We start from the raw sequence: 21,180 nt of genomic DNA on the forward strand, positions 1-21,180 counted from the left end.
ATGACAATTTGCAATATAATTGCAAAATATTAAATTTTATTATATACTGCTCTAAAATAAAAACAAAGGGGTTAAAATGAAAATTTTAGCAATGATTTTTCTTGGAGCAAGTTTATTGTTTGGAGCTGTTGATATAAACAGTGCGAATCAAAAAGAGCTTAGTAGCATTAATGGAATTGGTGCTAAAAAAGCCGATGCAATTATTGAGTATAGAACTGCTAATTGTTTTAAAAACATAGATGAGCTTGTGAATATAAAAGGTATTGGATTAAAGACGGTTGAAAAGAATAGGGCAAACTTGACTGCAAGTGAGTGTAAATAGTAGTTAATGACAATAATACTTTTCATTTTATGAATATTTAACTATAATGGTAAGTAGATTTATCATTAGGAAGATTATATGAATGTACTGCTTAGTAATGAAAGAATAGGTGAGCTCTTTTTTGATGATAAAAAACGGGAGTATGGCTTTAATTATATAAAACAAAGCGCCCCTATCTCTCTAACTATGCCATATAGACAATCTACATATATATGGCAGCACTCTCTTCATCCAATATTTGAAATGAATTTACCAGAAGGTTATTTATTTGAAATATTTAAAAATTACCTCTCCAAAGAGTACGGATATATAAATGATTTTTTAGTTTTTTCATATTTAGCACCAAATATAGAAAGTAGATTGACTTTTGAAAGTGAGTTTGACAAACGTTTATTTGATGGTATTGATATTGAAGAAATTTTAAATAATGATAGTGAAAATACATTTCATAAGCTACTAAAAATTTTTTTAGAGAAAAATGCAATATCAGGAGTTCAACCAAAAACATTAGCACTTATAAAAGATAAGGAGAGTCTTGTCTTAAAAGAGTATATAGTGAAAACTTGGGGTGATGAGTATCCTTATTTGGCTGAAAATGAATACTTCTGTATGAAAGCAGTTAAATATAGTGGAGTTGCTGTTCCTAATATAGAGCTGTCAAAGAACAAAAAGTTTTTATTGGTTGAAAAGTTTAATTATGACAAAAAAAATGGTGAGTATTTAGGTTTTGAAGAGGTACTTGTACTTTTAGGAAAAAATAGAGATAAAAAATATAGTGGCAGTTATGAACAGATAGCTAAAACTATTTATGCTGTTTCAACAGACAGAGAAACTTCTATGAGCCAATTGTACAAAACGATTGTTATGAGTTATCTCCTTAAAAATGGAGATGCACATTTGAAAAACTTCGGAGTTCTTTATGATAATGAATTTAAGAGCATTAATTTTGCACCGGCTTACGATATAGTAAATACTACCGCATATATTTTTAAAGATAAACCTGCTTTAACTATGTTTGGAAAAAAGATTTGGTTTGGAAAAAATGAACTCATTAAATTTGGGACTAATCATTGTTATTTGTCATTAAATAATGCAACACTATTATACAAAGAGTGTAAAAATGCTTTATTGCAGATTATTGAAGAACTAGAAGAATATAAAATTAAAAATAAGATATTTGATAATATAGCTACTAAAATGATAGATGCTTGGAAGTTATCACTTAATGAAAAAAGTTACAAGGAGATTCCTGTTGAAATTATTCGAAATTGGACAAATGATTAAAGAACTAAGAAAAGAGAAAGGTATAACTCAAGAGCAATTGGCAAAAAATTCTGCTATATCTAGAGTTACTCTCGGCAAGCTTGAAAGAGGCCAAATGGGATCTGTGTCTATTAAAACTTTAGATATTATACTAAATGCTTTAGATTATGAGATAGATTTTAGTAAGAAAGATAAATATAGTTTTGGACTGCCGACTCTTGACGAATTTAAGTAGTTTTGCATACAAACTTAACTATAATTGCAACTAAATAACAAATTATAATTTTAGGATTTGCATGCAAGATAATCAACAAAATATACAGAGATATGAAGAAGATGAGATAGATTTAAGAGAACTGTTTAGAACTCTTATGAAAAACAGAATTAAAATTGTGCTTATTACTTTTTTTATTACAATCGGCGCAGTTATTTATGCCTATATGCTACCAGAGGTTTATGAAGTAAAATCAAATATTCAGATTGGACAGATAAACCAAGAGTTAATAACAGAGCCGGAAACGCTTGTTAAAACTCTAAATTTGGTTTTTAATGTAGAAGATAAAATTTCAGCAAAAGAGAAATTTACCTCAGAGGTTTTCAGCATAGATACGAATAAAAAGTTGAAAAACTTTATAGAGATAATAACAAAAGCAATTTCAAATGAAGAAGCATTAAAAAAGAACAAAGAAGTTGTTACGTATATCGAAGATTTATATCAACCAAAAATAGAGCAATATATAATAAATACTAAAAACAGCATAACAGACGCACAAAGAGATATATCTAATATAGAAAATTTTGAAATTAAAAATATACAACGACAAATTGAGTTGCTAAAAACTCAAAGGATTGTAGAAATTGATGCCAAGATAGCAAAGTTAATGAACCAAGATATAAAAAAGTTAGAACAACAAATTGAGTTGCTAAAAACCCAAAGGATTGTAGACATTGATGCAAAGATAGCAAAGTTACTCAATCAAGATATAAAAAAGTTAGAGCAACAAATTGAATTGCTAAAAACCCAAAGGATTGTAGAAATTGATAAGAAAATAGATTTTTATAATAATATTAAATTAAAAACAGTTGAGTCAAAGATTCAATTTCAGACTAATAAATTAAAAGAGTATACTGAATCAGTTAATGCATTGTATGAAAATAATAAATTAAATGATAATACATCAACAGTGATTTCATCTCTTCAAATGGTGAATTATCAAAATTTAATTTTAAATTCTCAAAATAAAATAGAAGACTTAAAAATAGAAAAAGAGATAATTACAAATGAAACAATAGACAATTTAGAGATAGAGAAAAAAAATATTTTAGACATCACTATAAAAGATATAGAATTACGTATAGAGAATATAAAGAATATTGATATAGCTAATCTTGAAAAAGAGAAGAGAAATATTTTAGACATCACTATAAAAGATATAGAGTTAAGTATAGTGAATATTAAAAATATTGATATAGCTAAGCTTGAAAAAGAGAAGAGAAATATCAGTAATGAGACAATAAGAAAATTACAGCACCAAATTGATGTAGATTTGGTTACAAAAAAAATAAAATTAGAAGAAAAAATCAATCAGCTTCAATTTAGCCTCTCAAAAAATTATATAAATAACTCTAGAGTTGTTGGAGACTATATAGTTAAAGATTATCCAATAGCGCCTAAGAAAAAGCTGATTGTAGTCGTTGCCTTTGTAACAGGACTTATTTTATCTATCTTCTTGGTGTTTTTTATGGAGTTTATTAAGGGCTTTAAAGAAGAAGAGAACCCAGGGAGTTAAATAGTGTAAAAGAGGGACTGTAAATAATTCTGTGTCAATAAGATAAAATATTGAATACAGAAGGAAGTACAGATGAAAATAGAAATAGATGTTGCGGATTTTGCAGAGAAAATAAAATCAGGTAAAGGTTTGTCAGGCAAAGATGGAGCTTTGACAGATTTAGTTAGACAGATTACAGAGATGACCTTACAAGCAGAGCTAGAATCTCATCTAGCTCAAGACCTCCAAAAGAACCGTAAAAATGGTTATATGTCAAAAACCATGAGAACCGAACATGGCGAGTTCGAGCTAGAAACCCCAAGAGACCGTAACGGTAGTTTCGAGCCTCAAATCGTAAAAAAAAGCCAGACGTATTTATCAGATGAGATAGAAAAAAAGATGCTTTCTCTCTTTAGCTTGGGAAGCAGCTACTCTCAGATTAGTGAACACATAGAAGATATCTATGGCGTGCACTTCTCCAAGCCAGCTATTACAACTGTTACCGATAAACTAATACCTATGCTTGAAGAGTGGAAAATAAGACCGCTAGACGCCATATATCCGTTTATATATTTGGACGCCATTCACTATAAAGTGAGAGAAGACGGTCACTATGTGTCAAAGGCTTTTTATACCGTACTCGGCATAAACCTTGAAGGTAAAAAAGAGATATTAGGATTATATCTCAATGAAAGTGAAGGTGCTAAGTTCTGGCTGCAGGTGCTTACAGACTTACAGAACCGTGGAGTGCAAGATATACTCATCGCTTCCGTTGATGGGCTAAAGGGCTTTCCTGAAGCCATAAATGCTGTCTTTCCAGAGACTGAAGTGCAACTCTGCATAGTCCATCAAATACGCAACAGCGTTAAATACATTGCATCTAAAGATCAGAAAATATTCGTAGGTGAACTTAAAAGTGTTTACCAGGCTTTCACAAAAGAAGAAGCTGAACTGGCATTAGATAAACTTGAGTCAAAATGGGGCAAAAAATACCCTATTGTATTTGAATCTTGGAGAAATAAGTGGGATAATTTATCTAACTATTTTAAGTATCCAGAGCCTATTAGACGCATTATCTACACTACCAATATCATTGAATCCATACATCGCCAATTTAGAACATTGACAAAGACAAAAGGAGCCTTCCCAAATGATAATAGCCTATTAAAATTACTGTTTGCTGGAATAAGAAACGCTGAGAAAAAATGGACTATGCCGATACATAATTGGAGCCTCACAATCTCTCAACTCAATATATTTTTTAAGGAGAGATTAAAAGACGCTTTAGGATTAGGTCTGTAAAATGCCATTGGCTAGCATTTTTATGATACAATTTTAAGAGAAATTAGGTGTTGACACAGAATTTATTACACTCCCGTAAAAGAGATAGTATCTCTTTTACTTAATACAATGTCCAACAAATTTACTCATATTATCCATTATCTCTGAGCCTTTTCTAAAGCTCACTCCACAAGCTTCATAAGCGAAGAAAACTCCTGCCTGATATTTGGAACCATTTTCATCTTTGTTAAAATCAACATACTCCTGATAAACTTTTTTGTAGTTGTCGTACGGGCCGTTTATTTGTTCTAGTATAGCTCCATCAGAAGAAACTATCTTTATATTTGCTCCCTCTCTGCCAAAAACAGTTTTTGCTACATGTAGAGTATTTTTTAGTGGTTCAAAAGAAGTTTTTAACAGATATGGAGAGTCAGGGAACAGGTCATACAATATTTTCAACATACCTTTTGACTGAAAGAGCAGGGTATATGCAGGGTTTAATATAATCGCCTTTTGATTTTGCATTATATCTGTTAAAATAGTTGCAAGCTCCGGTTCATCATGTGCTATATCTTCCCAAGGGTAGAGTTTAAACCAATACTCGTATTGATTGTCATCTGCATCGAATATCCCGTCTTTATCAAATCTAACATTACTTAGATACTCAAAACCAGTGTTGAATCCTGCATCAGTTGCAATCTGTTGAAGTAGCCTTGTTGTAGCCTCTTCTTCATCATTACCCTCAACGCTTGAGAAAAGAACTTTCCACCCATCATATCTCTCATCAAAATTTTCAATATCATCAAAAAGAGTAACCAATCTTTTAAAGTTATCTTTTATTGCATCATAAACATTGTTAAACTGCTTATCTTCATCCATATTGTTTTGTTTTAGCAGTGCCCATTGAAGCAGGGCAGTCTCAAAAAGTGATGTTGGAGTATCTGCATTAAACTCTATAAGCTTGATTGGTTTGCTATCCAATCCACCTGCCAAATCAAATCTACCGTAAATATGCCAGTGAACATCATTTTCCCAACTCTTTTTTATTGCATCTATTAGATTAAAAGGGATTCCAAGCTCAAAAAAAAGTTTATTCTCTATGACATGCTCTGCCGCTTCAACATACATGTCATATATCTCATTTGCGGCTTCATAATAGGCGTCTGCTTCGTTTTGTGAAATTACAACCAACTCATTATTTACATATTTACTACCATCTTTGTCAGTGTGCCAGCTAAACCCAATCTCTTCTAATGTTTTATCTTCTAGCGGATTTATTTTTTGTATCTTAATCACTATCAGCCACCATAACTTGTACTGCTATAAGATGAAGTTCTACTAGAACCGCCAAAAAAGCTTTTTTTAGCTGATGTTCCTGCCCTTGATGCTTGTCCGGCTGCAGAACGGCTATAGGCACTTTTATTGACTGAACTTGAGCGATTGGCAAAGTTTTTGTTGTTCATTAGAGCATTCCCAATCATGTTTCCCATCAGTGAGCCCGCAGCAACAGCCAAGATAGTTCCAGCCAAGCCCATCCCCGCACTTCCATTATTGCCAGAAACAGTCTCAGATGTTCCATCTTGAACTTTTTTATACTCTTGCTCTGCTAATGCTTTCATTTCTGCTTCATTCATAAAACGCTCAACTGTATTGCCGTTTTCATCTTTCTCACGAATAATTGCTCTATTTGGCCCCTCTGTCGGCATCTCCTCAACAACAATATATTTGCCATTAGTTTGTTGTTCTATAACCAAATAGCGGTTTTGTTGCTTCTGCTGAGGAGCTTCACAGCCACTCAGAATGCTCATCATAATTATGCCGGCACTACCGAGTGCAACGCCTCTTGAAATAGTGGAGATATGTTTATTGCTAGACATTTTGTGTCTCTGTGTATTGAGCTTTGCTTGTTCTCATTTAATTAAATCCTTTTTATTTAATAGTATTGTTTTTTTAAGTTCATGATCATAAAATGTTATTTCAGTTCTTCCCTCGTAGTAAATATCACCGTAAAATGTGAATTTTTTATCTTTAAGAGTTGAGTTCTTTTTCATAAACAAAGCCTCACCAAGAGCATAGCCTACGGGTTCAAAAAGTGTTAATAGGGAAAGAACAAATAAAGAGCCTAGAACAGCTACACTTATTTTATTGTTGTTTACATATATGACAATAAAACCTGTAATGACAGATAAAATTAGAAAAATATATATATTTTGATTGTCGGCAAATAAAATATTGTAATATAAATCAATCTCATAAAAATCTATATAATTAAGTTTGATACCCAAAAATATAAAAAAGTCTAAAAAGAACGTGAAAAACATACCTGTTAAAAGTGCTTGTATAACCTTACTCATCTCATCCGCCTCATCTTGAATTTGTTTATTTTAATAAGAGTTGATGAACTGTTCTCGTTTAGACCACCCCTATCCTCTATTATTATATCAGCTTTTGATTCACAAAAAACTCTGTCAAATTTTTTTTGGGACTCGTTTGCGGAAGTTGAATAGTTCCACGATAAATCTCTTAGTATTTGTGAGTTTAATTGAGAAGCGGCAACTCTGAATGCCCTGTTTTTGACTATAAAGGTTGTTTTTTTTGAACGGCGAACAAGATTTTTTTTATTCTGAGGAACTCTGTTTTTATTTAGCAAAAAATTGTAAAAATCTTTGTAAACTTTAATAAAAGGTTTTGCAGTTGGGCGAGACTTTATCTCATAAAGTTTGTCTGAATCTTGAGACAGAAAACCGACGGTTGTGTCGGTTTGTGCTAGAATAACAGGCACTGCTAAGCTAGAAAATCTTGCAGTGCTTTCGCATTTGACCATGAGTCGTCTTTCATCTCGTCGAGTGCTAAAATCAATGCTCTTGCAGCACTTAAAGTTGTAAAATAAGGGATATTTCTTTTAAGTACCTCTTGGCGGATAACTACTGCATCTTTTTTAGAAGTGTTGTTATCTGAAGTATTTATAGCCATTTGAATTGCATCGTTTTTCATGCTGTCTTCAATGTTTGGACGACCTTCAGAAATCTTGAGAACAACTTCGCATGGGACTCCTGACTCTTCAATAATTGCTTGAGTCCCTTTTGTCGCAACAAGTTTAAACCCATGTTTGTGCAAGCCGACCGCTATCTCAGGTGCATGCATTTTGTCTGTATCAACAAAAGAGAGAAAGCATGTTCCGCTTGTAGGTATTTTGTTTCCTGCAGATAGTTGAGCTTTTGCAAAACTAATTCCAAAACTAGAACTTATTCCCATAACTTCGCCTGTTGATTTCATCTCAGGACTAAGGACTAAGTCTGCCCCATAAAGTTTATGGAAAGGAAAAACAGCCTCTTTAACAGAGATATGGTTTTTTAATTTTGGTTTTAAGAGACCGTTTACTTCTTGAACAACATCATATTTATCATAATACTCTAGTGCACTTCTAAGAGTTTCTCCAACCATTACGCGTGTTGCAACTTTTGCCAACGGCATTCCCGTCGCTTTTGAAACAAAAGGGACGGTTCTTGAAGCTCTAGGATTTACCTCTATAAGGTAAATATCATCTTTGTAGATTGCATACTGAACATTCATAAGACCAACAACACCAAGACCAAGAGCAATAGTTTTTGTCTGCTGTTCAACTTTTTCAATCATCTCAAGGGATAGATTTACCGGTGGAAGTGAGCAGGCACTGTCTCCAGAGTGAATTCCAGCCTCTTCTATATGTTGCATAACTGAACCTATGTAAACATCAGTTCCGTCACAGATAGCATCAACATCAAGTTCTATAGCTTGGTCTAAAAATTTATCGATAAGAACAGGCGCATTGTTTGATACAGAGACTGCCAAATCCATATACTGTTTAAGTTCATCCTCGCTGTAAACAATTCTCATACCGCGACCGCCAAGAACAAAAGATGGACGGACTAGAACAGGGTAGCCAAGTCTTTGTGCTATAACATAAGACTCCTCTTTGGTTCTAGCTAACCCGTTCTCCGGCTGTTTAAGCCCATGTTTGATTACAAAGTTAGAAAATTGCTCTCTGTCTTCCGCCAAGTCAATTACTGCAGAAGGGGTTCCTGCAATATTAGCACCTATTTTTGTCAGTGCATCTGCAAGTTTAAGTGGCGTCTGCCCGCCAAAGTGGACTATAATTCCATCTGGTTTTTCATTTTCAACAACTGCTCTTACATGTTCAAAATCTATTGGTTCAAAGTAGAGTACATCTGAAGTATCATAATCAGTTGAGACAGTTTCAGGATTACAGTTGTACATAATACACTCAATATCCATCTCTTTAAGTGCGAAAGCTGCATGAACACAACAGTAGTCAAACTCAATACCTTGACCGATTCTGTTTGGACCACCGCCTAAAATAAGAACCTTTTTCTTATCACTTACTCTGTTTTTTACATTTGGGAGTTTTGTGATATTTGTAGTTGAGTATAGATATGGAGTAAGTGCTTCAAACTCAGCAGCACATGTATCAACTTCGTTATATTCAAAGTTTACATGTAGAGTTTTTCTTGCATTGTAAACATCATCTTCACTAACGTTTTGGTTTGAGTTCTTAGCTATAAGTTGTGATATTCTTTTATCTGAAAAACCGTCGACCTTCATGCTTCTCATAAATTCCGCATCAAATAAAATTTTATCTGTGATGGTACTCTCAGCTTTTATCATCTCTTCTAATTGGTATAAGAACCATGGATCTATCTGACATGTGTCAAACATCTCCTCAACGCTCATCCCGCGACGAAAACCCTCGGCAACATATAGGATTCTATCTGCATTTGGACGACGGATTTCATGTTTAACAAAATCAAAATCAGCATCAATCTCATTGAAGCCACATAAATCTGTCTCAAGTGAACAGAGAGCTTTTTGAATTGACTCTTTGAAAGTACGTCCAATTGCCATAACTTCACCAACAGACTTCATGCTTGTGCTAAGTGTATTTTCTGCTTCAGGAAATTTTTCAAATGTAAAACGTGGAATCTTTGTAACAACATAATCAATTACTGGCTCAAATGATGCCGGAGTTCCTGTAATATCGTTAGTAATCTCATCAAGAGTAAAACCGACAGCCAAGAGAGTAGCTACTTTTGCAATAGGGTAACCGGTCGCCTTAGAGGCAAGAGCAGATGAGCGAGAAACACGAGGGTTCATCTCAATTACAATCATTCTCCCTGTCTTAGGGTCAATTGAGAATTGAACATTACTTCCGCCGGTATCAACACCAACTTCTCTTAAGATATCAAAAGATGCATTACGCATTCTTTGGTACTCTTTGTCCGTTAATGTAAGTGCAGGAGCTACTGTAATACTGTCACCTGTGTGAACACCCATAGGGTCAAAGTTTTCAATAGCACATACAATAATACAGTTGTCCGCTTTATCGCGGATAACCTCCATCTCGTACTCTTTCCAGCCAAGAAGAGACTCTTCAATCAGGATTTCTGTAACTGGTGACTCATCTAGACCGCGAGCTGCAAGTTTTTTGAACTCATCCATGTTGTAAGCAACACCACTTCCTCCACCGGCTAAAGTAAATGAAGCACGGATTATAATAGGAAAACCAATTGTATCGGCAGCTTTAAGTGCATCGTCCATATTGTATGCATACATTGAAAATGGTAAATCCATTCCAATTTTAATCATCGCATCTTTAAATGCCAAGCGGTCTTCGCCCTTATGTATAGCTTCAGGTGTTGCACCTAAAAACTCTATTCCATCTAGCATCCCTTTTTCATACATGCTAGTAGCTACATTTAGTGCAGTCTGTCCACCCATTGTCGGAAGAATAGCATCTACTTTTTCATCTCTGATAATTTTAGCAATTACATCTTCTTTGATTGGTTCAATGTAGGTTCTGTCAGCAAACTCAGGATCTGTCATAATAGTGGCAGGATTAGAGTTTATGAGGACTACGCGGTAACCAAGCTCTTTTAGAGTTTTAACAGCCTGAGTTCCTGAGTAGTCAAATTCACAAGCTTGACCAATGATGATTGGACCAGAGCCAATAAGTAAAATAGTTTTTATATCTGTGCGTTTTGGCATTTTTTACCCTTAATATTTGTGCATGAAAAATTTGCATATTATAGGTAAAAAGCACTTAAGATTTGATGAGTTATTTGACTTTTTTTATCATGTGGAAATAGTTTGGATCATTAGCTTTATAGTAAGGCTCAATTACGGCATTTTGATAGCCCTGTGATTTTGTTACAGACAATACTGTCCCGACTTTTAACCCCTTGAAAAAAATCTCATCAAGTCCAGAGGTCACAACTTCGTCACCCTCTTTTACAGAAAACCAGGCCGGAATAAATCTTACTACTAAGTTTTCTCCACTATTGCCATGTGCGATGCCTGGTGCTTTTTCTTCACCGACATAAACCGCATAGGAGCTTTTAATATCTCTGTTTAAAAGACCAAGTGCCCTGTTGTCCTGTGAGACAACTATCCCTGCGACAAGTTCTTTATATGTAAGTCCGTATATTTTAGAGGAGTTGTAATCAGGTATCTCTAGCCAGACTCTATTTAGATCTGCAAATTTTTGATATGAAATTGTTCTTACAAGTTGCACACTTGGGTCTGTTTTTAGTTTAGAATTATTTAGGGCAAAAAGATCATTTACCTCGGATGCGAGTTGCTGCATAACCAGATGATTATTTTCGTATTTATGAAGTTTCTCTTCTAATAAAGATATCTGTTGAGCTTGAAAAAAATGTTGTACTATCAATTTTTCTACAGACTCTATGCTGTTGTGGTAGCTAGATTTAATAATGTTTAAGGCTGAAATAAATGGCGCTTGAATAATATTTGTATAATATAGTGCACCCATTAGGAGTGCAATAAAGATCAATAAAAAGCTAAAAAGCCCCTTATTCATTGTCGAAAAGTTCTTGCAGTAAATCTATCTCTTCAAGAGCGCGCCCCGTTCCTCTAGCTACTGCTAAAAGTGGCTCATCTGCAACATATACAGGTATTCTGATTATATCTGATAAGAATTTATCAAGTTGACGAATAAGTGCGCCGCCACCAGTTAAAATGATTCCATTGCTTACAATGTCTCCTGCTAAATCAGGCGGCATTTGCTCTAAAACGTCGCGAAGAGCCTCTCCAATCTCTTTAAGAGGCTCTCTCATAGCTTCTCTTGCATCTTCGCTTGTAAGTTCAACTGAACTTAAAAGACCCTCAACCTGATCACGACCAGTAACAGTCATTTTTAAATCTGTATCTAAAGCTACAGCAGTTCCTATAGCGATTTTAATCTCTTCAGCAGCTCTTTCACCAATTAAAAGATTATACTTTTTTCTAACATAGTTTACTATAGCCTGATCTATTTTATCACCGGCTGTGCGGATTGATTTTGAGAGAACAAGCCCACCAAGGGAAACAACACCTATCTCTGTTGTCCCTCCACCGATATCTACTACCAAGTTACCTTTTGGCTCTCTAATCTCTATCCCTGCACCAATTGCTGCTGCCATAGGCTCTTCAATAAGAAATACCTGTCTTGCACCTGCGCTTAAAGCAGATTCACGAACAGCTTTTCTTTCAACTTGAGTTAGTCCGTAAGGAACACATATTATAATGCGGGGACTAATAAGGCTTGTTCTTCCATGAGCTTTTTCAATGAATTTTCTAATCATTTTTTCAGTCATATCAAAATCGGCAATAACCCCATCACGCATTGGACGAATTGCTTTGATGTTTCCAGGTGTCTTGCCGACCATGTTCTTTGCTTCTTGTCCTACAGCCAAGACTCTCTGGTGACCATATTTCTCCGTTTTAACAGCAACAACAGACGGCTCATTTATTATAATGCCTCTTCCTTTTGCTATTACAATCGTATTTGCAGTTCCTAAGTCTATAGATAAATCATTTGAAAAAAGTCCAATTAGTTTGTTAAAAATCATCACGTTACCTTATGCTGTCTGTTTAGACTGTTTTTTGATATACATAGGTGCTTCACCATCATCAATTACAGCTTTTGTTATTAAAACTTCATACCCACCGTACTCTGGAAGTTCATACATGATATCTATCATATTTTCTTCCAAAATCGCGCGCAAACCACGAGCCCCTGTTTTTCTTTTTATAGACTTTTTGGCAATTGCTTTTAGTGCATCTTCCTCAAAGTTTAGCTCGACATCATCGATTGAAAACAGTTTTTTATATTGTTTTATTAGAGAATTTTTTGGTTCAGTCAAAATACGAACCATATCTTCCTCTGTTATTTCGTTAAGAGATGCAATTATCGGAAGTCGTCCAACTAGTTCTGGAATAAGCCCATAGTTAACCAAATCGTCAGGCTCAACCATATCGAAAGTGATTTTTTTCTCATCTTTAGTTTTTTTCTCTTGGTTGAAACCTAAAACATTTTCACCCTGTTTTTTCTTTATGATTTCACCAAGACCATCAAAAGCCCCACCGCATATAAAAAGAATACCTGTTGTGTCCATAGCTATAAAATCTTGATTTGGATGTTTTCTCCCGCCCTTTGGTGGGATGTTTACAACGGCACCCTCTATGATTTTAAGAAGTGCTTGTTGAACGCCTTCTCCGGAAACGTCTCTTGTTATTGAACGATTTTCACTCATACGAGAAATTTTGTCTACTTCATCAATAAATACAATTCCCTGCTGTGCTTTTTCTACATCACCGTCTGCTGCTTGTATAAGTTTTGTTAAAATATTTTCAACATCTTCTCCTACATAACCAGCTTCAGTAAGACTTGTAGCATCAGCTATGGCAATAGGAACATTCAAAACTCTAGCAATTGTTTGAGCCATAAGAGTTTTTCCGCTTCCTGTTGGTCCAATAAGAAGTACATTAGACTTTGCAATTTCTGTATCGTCATCACTTGTTTTGTCTATTTTAAATATTCTTTTATAATGATTGTAGACGGCTACACTGATAAGCTTTCTTGCACGTTCTTGGCCTATTACATAATCACCTAAAAAGTTATTCAGCTCTTTTGGCGTCATAAGTTTTGTAACAGCATCGACTAGTTCACAGTTTTTTGAAGAAGCAGACTCTACATCATCTCCAAACATAATCTTGTATGCTGAAACAACACAATTTTTACATATATATACACCGTTTCCGGCTATTAGAGGGTTCTCTTCACTCTCTTTTGCATCACAAAAGCTACATGCTCTATGAATCATACTTTTTTCCTCTCATATGGGATTCCTCTTTTTGTTTTAATTACAAAATCACACAAGTCATTTACATAATGGTTTTTTGTATTTTCAAGTAACTCATTAGCTACATCTTTTAGTGGTTTTCCTGATTCAAACAGCTCTCTATATGCTGATTTAAGTTCATTTATATCTTCACGGTTAAGATGGCGTCTTAAGCCATTTAAATTTAGACCTCTTAAATTGGCACGGTTACCTTCGGCCATACAAAATGGCGGTACATCCTGAGCAAGTGCAGAAGCTCCTCCAATCATAGCATAGTCTCCAATATGAACGAACTGATGAACCGGAGTCATTCCTCCGATTACGGCATAGTCTCCCATCTCTACATGTCCGGCTAAAGTTGCAGCATTGGCTAAAATACAGTGGTTTCCTATGATTACATCATGTCCGATATGAACATATCCCATAAAAAGATTATGTGAGCCGATAATAGTTTTACCGCCTCCACCTTTTGTTCCAGGGTTGAAAAGTGTGAATTCTCTGATTTTATTACTGTCGCCGATTATAAGCTCAACATCTTCACCGTCGAATTTCAAATCTTGTGGAATTGACCCAATAACCGCATTTGAAAATATATGGTTATTTTTACCAATAGTCGTTTTTCCGCATATAGATGTACTTTGTTCTATTTTGGTTCCATCACCAATAGTCGCTTGTGATGAAATAAAGCAAAAAGGCCCTATCTCAACATCTTTACCTATAACCGCGCCATCTTCGATGACTGCAAGAGGAGAAATTTTACTCAAATCTTTGCCTTTTATTTATCTACAATCATAGCTTTTAATTCAGCTTGTGAAACTAAAATATTATCAACATAAGCTTTGCCGTCGAGCATCCAGATAGCGCCTTTGTTCTTTATGACATTTATGCGGTATTCAAGTCTGTCGCCTGGCTTAACGGGAGCACGAAATTTTGCTTTATCAATACTCATAAAATATACAACTTTATTTGCAGCCTCTTCCTCTGTCATGTCTCCCATGCTTTTAAATGCAAGTATTCCACCAGCTTGAGCCATACCCTCTAGTATCATTACACCTGGATATATTGGGTGACCAGGGAAATGCCCTTGAAAAACATTGTCACCGATAGTTACATTTTTAAACCCAATTAGAGACTCGTTTTCTTTTATATCAGTAACTCTGTCTAGTAGTAAAAATGGGTAACGGTGAGGTATAATTTTTTGAATTTCAGTAACATCCATAATCATAAGTTAGGAGCCTTTATAATAATTTTGGCTATTTTACCTAAAAATATATTAGATTATGATTAGTTTTTCTCTGACATCTTCGTAAGTTTTTGCATCAAGCATAATGGTGAGTTTGGTTTTAGGAATTTTTTCAATAATAACAATAAGAGTTAAGTCGTAATTTGTAGATGTGAGCGTGTTTCTAAACTTTAATTCTTCATTGATATTTGGCTGATTGAATATCAACTCATTTATTGTTTTGTACTCATATCCACATGTAGAGTTGAAAAATTCCAGAGTAACAAATCTTATCTCTTCACGGCTAAAGTAGTGAATATTTTCAAATTCAAACTCTATATTTCCTTGTGCTTTTTTTCTTGGCAAAGTCGAATAAGATAAAGCATATGCAGGGACGATTTCACTCTTACCGGAGATAACTTTAAAACTGAATTGGCGGTAGTTTAAAAATTTCTCTTTTATTATTTTATACTCTACTTTTTTATCTTCGAGTTGCATCCTGTCTCTATACATTTCAACTCTCTCCTCAATAGAAGCAGGGAGAATTTTGTTTGAGACACAAGAGAACATCTCATCCATTAAACGCCCCTGTTGGTCTCTTTGCATGGTTAGTCCAAAGATGCATCCACAGTAGTCTTGTCGGTAAAGCATTTGCTCTTTTGTGACTCGGCTTTGATCTTGTGTACCACCGCCTGAACGGTAATCGACAGCTATAAATTCAACTCCGTATTTTTCGTAAAAAGCATCACCGCTTCGTTTAAGTTGTTCTTGAGATTTTAAAGGACTGACAAGTAGTGTTGTGGTTACTTTTGTTTCGCCAAGATCAAGGGCTTTTTTAGCACTTACATCAAAACGTTTATCAAAGCATACTTCACATCTGGCACCTTTTTCAGGTTCATTTTCTAATCCTCGAACTGCTATCATCCAAGCTTCAAAATCATATTCACCTTCAATTAAATCAATACCGAGTATTTTACAAGAACGCTGTACATCTAAAAAGCGTAGCTGATACTCAGAGTAGGGGTGAATGTTTGGGTCATAAAAAAAGCCGGTAAGTTTTTCACCTGGATAATCACGTTGTAGCTTTTGTAAAAAAAAGTGTGAGTCTACACTGCAACAAATATGTACTAAAATAATATTCTCCTTTTAGCTTTCTTACCAGCTTATTTTTTTATCAGAACCATCTTTTTTCAAAAAGAGTTCCTTGTAAACACCTTCAGGAATCATTGAGTACTCCTGTGATGTTTTAACATCTATAAATACAACTTGAGTATGTCCGTCGTATCTACTTTTATTTATTATTTTAGCATGAAGTTCCGCTTCATAGAGCTTTTCAAGTTCCTTGCTTGTTGCTATTAGCTCATTCTCCTCTTCGGCTATAAGTTCAGCTGTAATTTTTAATTTTTCAGCTTCATTTTTATATTGTTCCACCCTTATCACATCGGTTCTATTGGGTGCTTTTTCAGCTTTTGTAGCAATAATGACTCTTTTTTGAAACACTTTTATTCTGTCTAGTTGTTTAGTGTGTTCAGATAAGCTTTTTTCGTATTCTTGCTTGATTTCTGCAAGTAAAGTTTTTTTAGTGTTCATCTCCCGCTTAAGAGCTTGTGTTTTTTCATGATATGACTCTATCTTGTCGGGGTTTATTATCAGCTTGTTGTGTTGACCGGATATAGTATGAATCTCAATCGATTCAGATGCTATAATAGTTGTATTTGACGTAAGTTCTTCAACAATAACTCTTTTTCCTATTATCTCCCCACCAAGCATTTTTTTTACATGTACATCATCTGCTTTAACTGTTCCATTCTCTAAAATCTCAATCTGTGCAGTTTTTGCTATAAGGTTACCGCGGTGGAGGTGTATTTTTGCATTCTCAACAGCCTCTAGCTGTGAATTTCTATGTGTCTGTTCCCCTACACTTAAATCAGTTGCTTTTACTTTAGCATATGAGCCTACAGTGCCGTCTACATGTAGCTCTTTTACATCTATGCTTACTCCACTTCCAACAGCATCATCTGAACTGTTTTTATTGTTTATATTTATAGATATATCTTTATCTTCTCCTGTGCTTATGGAGCCGGTATTGCGAAAAGAGGCAGAGTTTATGGATACTTCCTTAGATATAGAGATTACATCAGACTCTTTTTTTACATAACCGTTCACTTTTGAGTAGTATTTGATGGAGTTTTCATCCTCTATAGCTTCAATAGTTTCTTTATCGGATCTGTAGTGTGAAAATTCAACTTTTGGCTCGCTTACTGTAATCTGATTGCCGTTGCAGCTTCTTCCATGCAGACATTTTTTTGGCTTTATATACTCAAAAATAAGTTCATTAATATCAACACCCTCAATAAATTTCTTTTCATTTTTTTCATAATGTAAAATAATTGAATCATCAACTGCAAATACGGCTCCCGGAGAACTCGCTATGGTGATTCTTAAATCTTTTTGAAGCGGTTTATTGCATTTCACTACCTTAGAGAGTTTAATCAGCACAGAGTTAAGGGTCCCCTCAAAGTGCCCAATAAGCAATCCTAATCGCAATTTTCTTCGGTTTATCTCTTTTTTTAAAAGTTTTGCCAAATTGTCATCGCAAGGGAAAATAGACCCCTTTTTAAAAGTTGCAACAACTTTGCTTTTTGCTTTGTTTAAAGCTATTTCGATTTTTATATTTTCAAAAAATTTATTTTGCATATAAGGTCTTAACTTGATTTTATACTCTTGTTTTACAAAAAGCGAATTGGATCTTAGCGTCTCTTCGTCAAATATTTTTTCAAGTGGCTCTTCTATAATGGTCCAATCTTTATGTTTTACAGATTGAATAAGTGTTTGTACTCCAAGCAAATCAAAATCTACATCGTTTTGTTTGATGTTTCTATCTTTTGCAACTTCATTTATTGTATTAATTATATTAAATGAAATTTTGGTTACAGGGGTGAAAATAAGCACTTATGTGAGCCTTAATCTAGAATTTGCCTATTTTAGTTTGTAGGTTCTTAATATATGCTTTTGTATTGTTGTTTAGGGAAATTATTTTAATGTTTTTCTAAATAGGTGGTAGTTTTCTTTTTCGAGCATCTCTTGCATGTACTTTTTTACACATTTTTTACAATTTATCCATATTCCTGATGGAAGTTTTATCTCAAGTTTTTTCTTCTCTTTAAGCTTGATTATTTTTTTAGGAGACAAAACTTTTGTAACTGGTGTAAAGTCTATATCTGTCAGGTCAATATCGCTTTTATAGTAAATTGTCTGTTGCTTGAATTTGCCCCATCCCGGAATACCATCTTCAGTATAAGGTACTTCATAGCCGTCTTTAAAAGTTACCATTATTTTGTAATAACTATCTTCAAAAACCTGCGACACTTTTCCAGCGCCAAAAATAATTCCGTAAAGTTCATCTTTTACTTTTACATCATCAAAATAAGCCATCTATTTTCCTTTGTTTATTTGGGTGAAAAATTTTATATTATTAAGATTACATTGGTATTACGAAGATTGAAAGTTAGTTACATGTAGCGCAGGTTGTTTGGTTCTCCTCGGATATACCAAGGAGATTTTGCTAATTTATTTAGTTTCGAGAACTTCTATTGAGTTGATTGCATCTTGTCCGGCAATGCTGTCAAGAACTGCAAAGCTATCTTCATCATCTTTTTCAATTGCTCCAAAAACAGTATGAACACCATCTAAGTGAGGAGTTGGTACAAAAGTAATGAAAAATTGACTTCCACCAGTATTTGGTCCGGCGTGAGCCATTGAGAGAGTTCCTCTTCTATGAATAGATACGTTTTGTGCAGTTTCACATGGGATAGCCCAGTCTGGTCCGCCAGTTCCAGTTCCAGTAGGACAACCGCCTTGAGCCATAAAACCAGGGATTACACGGTGAAAATTAAGGTCGTTGTAAAAACCAGTATTTGCCAAATGTGCAAAGTTTGCAACAGTATTTGGTGCTTCTTCTGGAAAAAGTTTTATCCAGATATCACCTTTGCTCGTTGATACTTTTGCCCATTGAAGTTTGCTTAATTCATCAGCACTTAAGTCGTAAGTTTTTAATTGTGTTCTTCCAAACATTTTTCTACCTTTTAGAAATATTTTTTGAAATTATAGTGTAAGTTTATCAATATATAAAATTACTCCTGATGATATTGTTCTAAATGCAATTGAATTATCTAATATTTGCATGTCAAGTAAAAAAATCAGTGTATAATTTTGCCATGACAATTAAAGCACTATTTAAAAACATAACAATAAAACAAGCCAATATATTTACAATTTTAGTTCTGTTTTTTCTTACTATGATGTTTGTTGGACTTCTTGTAGAAGAGATGTATGAGGATTATGAAAGTTTATATGAGCAAAATATTTTAGTTAAAGTCGATAGTGGTGATAACAGCGAGTTGCTCAATCAAAAACAAAAGTCATTAAAATCATTTTTTATAAAAATTGTTTTGGTTATTGTTACTCTCTCTTTCATACTTTTTGCTATATTTCTGGGATTAAATAATATATTTAATAGACTTTTGCAAAGGGATACTCAAACTTTTTTAGATTTTTTTGAAAACGCAGCACAAAGAGATCAGGTGATAAATCCAAATATGATTTTTTTTAAAGATTTCAAGGTAATGATAGGGTACGCTAATGATATGGTGGAAAAAATCAGTGAACAGAAATATGCCCTTATGGATATGAACCTTGACTTAGAAGAGAGGGTCAAGAGAAAAACAAGAGATTTGCAAATAATAAATAAAAATCTCGAAAAAGAAAAAATCTTTTCGCAGGAGTTATTAAAATCACAAAAAGAGTTTTTAAAATATGCAGTTCACGAGACGAATACTCCTTTAAGCGTTATATTGACAAGTATTGAACTTTATGTCATGAAAAATAAAAAAGATAGACAACTCTCAAAAATAGAAGCAGCAGTAAAAAATATTTTTAGTATATATGATGATTTAAGCTATTTGGTTAAAAAAGATCAAGTCGAGTATCCAAAAGTTGTGATAAATATTAAAAATTACCTCTCTGGCAGAATAGATTTTTTTACAGAAGTAGCGGAACTATCTAGAATTAGTTTTAACTACAATCCTCCTGCTGAAGAGTTGCATATATATTTTAATGAAACAAAACTTCAGCGAATTATAGATAACACAATAACAAATGCAATCAAATATACTCTTGCAAATAAAGAGGTACATGTAAGCTTAAATAAAAATGGTTCACATGTAGAGTTCTCTATGGGAAGTCATTCCAAAGCCATTAAAGATACAAATAAAGTTTTTGATGCTTACTATAGAGAAGAGGAGAATAGAGACGGTTTTGGTTTAGGCTTGCAATTGGTCCGAACTATTTGTGATGAAGAGGGGGTTGAGATTGAAGTTAGCTCAGATGACTCTTTTACAAGCTTTAGCTATAAGTTTAAAATGATGGGTGCGTAATGAAGATACTTTTACTAGAAGATGAGGTGATGCTCAATGAATCTATATGCGAGTATTTAGAGTCCCAAGGACACTTGGTCGAGACATATTTTGATGGGCTAGAAGCATATGAGAACATAAAAAAGAACTCTTATGATTTACTGATTTTAGATATCAATGTTCCGGGAATGGATGGGCTTAGTTTTTTAGAAAATATTCATGCACTTAAAATACATGTACAGACAATATATATTAGCGCTTTAGTGGATATAGAGGATATATCCCGTGCTTATGATTTGGGTTGTTATGACTACTTGAAAAAGCCGTTTCATCTAAAAGAGTTGTCATTAAGAGTAGACAGAGTTAAACTCTCCAGCGATATTCCAAGAGTTCATCTTAGGCTTTCAAAAAATTACAGCTATGACCAAGAGCACAGCACCCTTCTTTTTAATGGAGAGTATCAAACTTTAAGTAAAAGACAATCTCAAATAATTGATCTTTTATCAAGAAATAGAGGTATGGTAGTTGATTTTGAGCAGTTTCAGATATATGTTTGGGATGAGCAAATAGTAGATAACGCTACCATAAGAGCTGAAATAAACAGGCTTAAGAAGTTTCTAAAAGAAGAGGTCATATTAAATGTTCGCGGTATGGGGTATATGATAGAGAAGCCTTGACCGCCCGGCAGCGAGCTAGAACTATTTAAAACATAAATAAAAATATCTTATATAAG

21 protein-coding genes are annotated in these 21,180 nt (G+C 34.1%); 7 read left to right on the forward strand and 14 right to left on the reverse strand.

The window, feature by feature from the left end; all coding sequences use genetic code 11:
- The first annotated feature begins 76 nt into the window (after positions 1-76).
- The 5 genes from HUE88_RS03165 (at position 77) to HUE88_RS03185 (ending at position 4,656) form a co-directional block, all read left to right on the forward strand.
- Positions 77-322 carry a ComEA family DNA-binding protein gene (locus HUE88_RS03165; RefSeq protein WP_194370987.1) on the forward strand — a complete coding sequence of 82 codons (246 nt, stop codon included), beginning with the start codon at positions 77-79 and terminating at the stop codon, positions 320-322.
- Between the two features lie 78 nt (positions 323-400).
- Positions 401-1,606, forward strand: coding sequence for a type II toxin-antitoxin system HipA family toxin (locus HUE88_RS03170; RefSeq protein ID WP_194370988.1), 1,206 nt, complete (start codon positions 401-403; stop codon positions 1,604-1,606).
- Positions 1,575-1,820: a helix-turn-helix domain-containing protein gene (locus HUE88_RS03175; protein WP_229860136.1), complete on the forward strand. Its 246-nt coding sequence runs from the start codon at positions 1,575-1,577 to the stop codon at positions 1,818-1,820. Before HUE88_RS03170 ends, HUE88_RS03175 begins: the two co-directional genes overlap by 32 nt.
- Before the next feature lie 61 nt (positions 1,821-1,881).
- A complete protein-coding gene (locus HUE88_RS03180) occupies positions 1,882-3,375 on the forward strand; it encodes a Wzz/FepE/Etk N-terminal domain-containing protein (protein WP_194370991.1) in 1,494 nt (497 codons plus the stop codon).
- A 72-nt stretch (positions 3,376-3,447) separates the two neighbouring features.
- Positions 3,448-4,656: an IS256 family transposase gene (locus HUE88_RS03185; RefSeq protein ID WP_194368116.1), complete on the forward strand. Its 1,209-nt coding sequence runs from the start codon at positions 3,448-3,450 to the stop codon at positions 4,654-4,656.
- 96 nt (positions 4,657-4,752) lie between these two features.
- Here HUE88_RS03185 and HUE88_RS03190 read toward each other — a convergent pair whose 3' ends face one another.
- The 14 genes from HUE88_RS03190 to HUE88_RS03255 form a co-directional block, all read right to left on the reverse strand.
- Positions 4,753-5,931, reverse strand: a complete 1,179-nt coding sequence (locus HUE88_RS03190; RefSeq protein ID WP_194370992.1) for a glutathionylspermidine synthase family protein — start codon at positions 5,929-5,931, stop codon at positions 4,753-4,755.
- 2 nt (positions 5,932-5,933) lie between these two features.
- Positions 5,934-6,512, reverse strand: coding sequence for a Cj0371 family chemotaxis-regulating polar lipoprotein (locus HUE88_RS03195; RefSeq protein WP_229860137.1), 579 nt, complete (start codon positions 6,510-6,512; stop codon positions 5,934-5,936).
- Between the two features lie 33 nt (positions 6,513-6,545).
- A complete protein-coding gene (locus HUE88_RS03200; RefSeq protein WP_194370994.1) occupies positions 6,546-6,989 on the reverse strand; it encodes a hypothetical protein in 444 nt (147 codons plus the stop codon).
- Positions 6,986-7,459, reverse strand: coding sequence for a hypothetical protein (locus HUE88_RS03205; protein WP_229860138.1), 474 nt, complete (start codon positions 7,457-7,459; stop codon positions 6,986-6,988). The genes HUE88_RS03200 and HUE88_RS03205 overlap by 4 nt, the downstream gene beginning before the upstream one ends.
- Positions 7,420-10,677, reverse strand: a complete 3,258-nt coding sequence (carB, locus tag HUE88_RS03210; protein ID WP_194371002.1) for a carbamoyl-phosphate synthase large subunit — start codon at positions 10,675-10,677, stop codon at positions 7,420-7,422. Before carB ends, HUE88_RS03205 begins: the two co-directional genes overlap by 40 nt.
- Positions 10,678-10,747: 70 nt before the next feature.
- Entirely contained in the window at positions 10,748-11,509 is a 762-nt protein-coding gene (gene mreC / locus HUE88_RS03215; protein ID WP_194371005.1) for a rod shape-determining protein MreC, read from the reverse strand.
- A complete protein-coding gene (locus HUE88_RS03220) occupies positions 11,502-12,539 on the reverse strand; it encodes a rod shape-determining protein (protein WP_194371007.1) in 1,038 nt (345 codons plus the stop codon). The genes mreC and HUE88_RS03220 overlap by 8 nt, the downstream gene beginning before the upstream one ends.
- A 9-nt stretch (positions 12,540-12,548) precedes the next feature.
- A complete protein-coding gene (gene clpX, locus HUE88_RS03225; RefSeq protein WP_194371009.1) occupies positions 12,549-13,793 on the reverse strand; it encodes an ATP-dependent Clp protease ATP-binding subunit ClpX in 1,245 nt (414 codons plus the stop codon).
- Positions 13,790-14,575 (reverse strand): acyl-ACP--UDP-N-acetylglucosamine O-acyltransferase, encoded by a 786-nt coding sequence (gene lpxA, locus HUE88_RS03230; RefSeq protein ID WP_194371011.1) that lies wholly within the window; start codon positions 14,573-14,575, stop codon positions 13,790-13,792. Before lpxA ends, clpX begins: the two co-directional genes overlap by 4 nt.
- An 11-nt stretch (positions 14,576-14,586) precedes the next feature.
- Complete coding sequence (gene fabZ, locus HUE88_RS03235; protein ID WP_194372497.1) at positions 14,587-15,033, reverse strand: 3-hydroxyacyl-ACP dehydratase FabZ; 447 nt, start codon at positions 15,031-15,033, stop codon at positions 14,587-14,589.
- Between the two features lie 51 nt (positions 15,034-15,084).
- Positions 15,085-16,167 carry an epoxyqueuosine reductase QueH gene (locus tag HUE88_RS03240; RefSeq protein WP_194372498.1) on the reverse strand — a complete coding sequence of 361 codons (1,083 nt, stop codon included), beginning with the start codon at positions 16,165-16,167 and terminating at the stop codon, positions 15,085-15,087.
- 21 nt (positions 16,168-16,188) lie between these two features.
- Entirely contained in the window at positions 16,189-17,985 is a 1,797-nt protein-coding gene (locus HUE88_RS03245) for a hypothetical protein (protein ID WP_194371014.1), read from the reverse strand.
- 81 nt (positions 17,986-18,066) lie between these two features.
- On the reverse strand, positions 18,067-18,468 hold the full coding sequence (locus tag HUE88_RS03250) for a hypothetical protein (RefSeq protein WP_194371016.1): 402 nt from the start codon (positions 18,466-18,468) through the stop codon (positions 18,067-18,069).
- Between the two features lie 135 nt (positions 18,469-18,603).
- Positions 18,604-19,107, reverse strand: coding sequence for a peptidylprolyl isomerase (locus HUE88_RS03255; protein WP_194371019.1), 504 nt, complete (start codon positions 19,105-19,107; stop codon positions 18,604-18,606).
- Between the two features lie 143 nt (positions 19,108-19,250).
- Between HUE88_RS03255 and HUE88_RS03260 the strand changes: the two genes are divergently transcribed.
- On the forward strand, positions 19,251-20,468 hold the full coding sequence (locus HUE88_RS03260) for a sensor histidine kinase (protein WP_194371021.1): 1,218 nt from the start codon (positions 19,251-19,253) through the stop codon (positions 20,466-20,468).
- Positions 20,468-21,124: a response regulator transcription factor gene (locus HUE88_RS03265; protein ID WP_194371024.1), complete on the forward strand. Its 657-nt coding sequence runs from the start codon at positions 20,468-20,470 to the stop codon at positions 21,122-21,124. The genes HUE88_RS03260 and HUE88_RS03265 overlap by 1 nt, the downstream gene beginning before the upstream one ends.
- The last annotated feature ends 56 nt before the right edge of the window (positions 21,125-21,180 follow it).

The sequence above is a fragment of the Candidatus Sulfurimonas baltica genome (assembly GCF_015265455.1).
In the GTDB taxonomy this organism is placed as follows: domain Bacteria; phylum Campylobacterota; class Campylobacteria; order Campylobacterales; family Sulfurimonadaceae; genus Sulfurimonas; species Sulfurimonas baltica.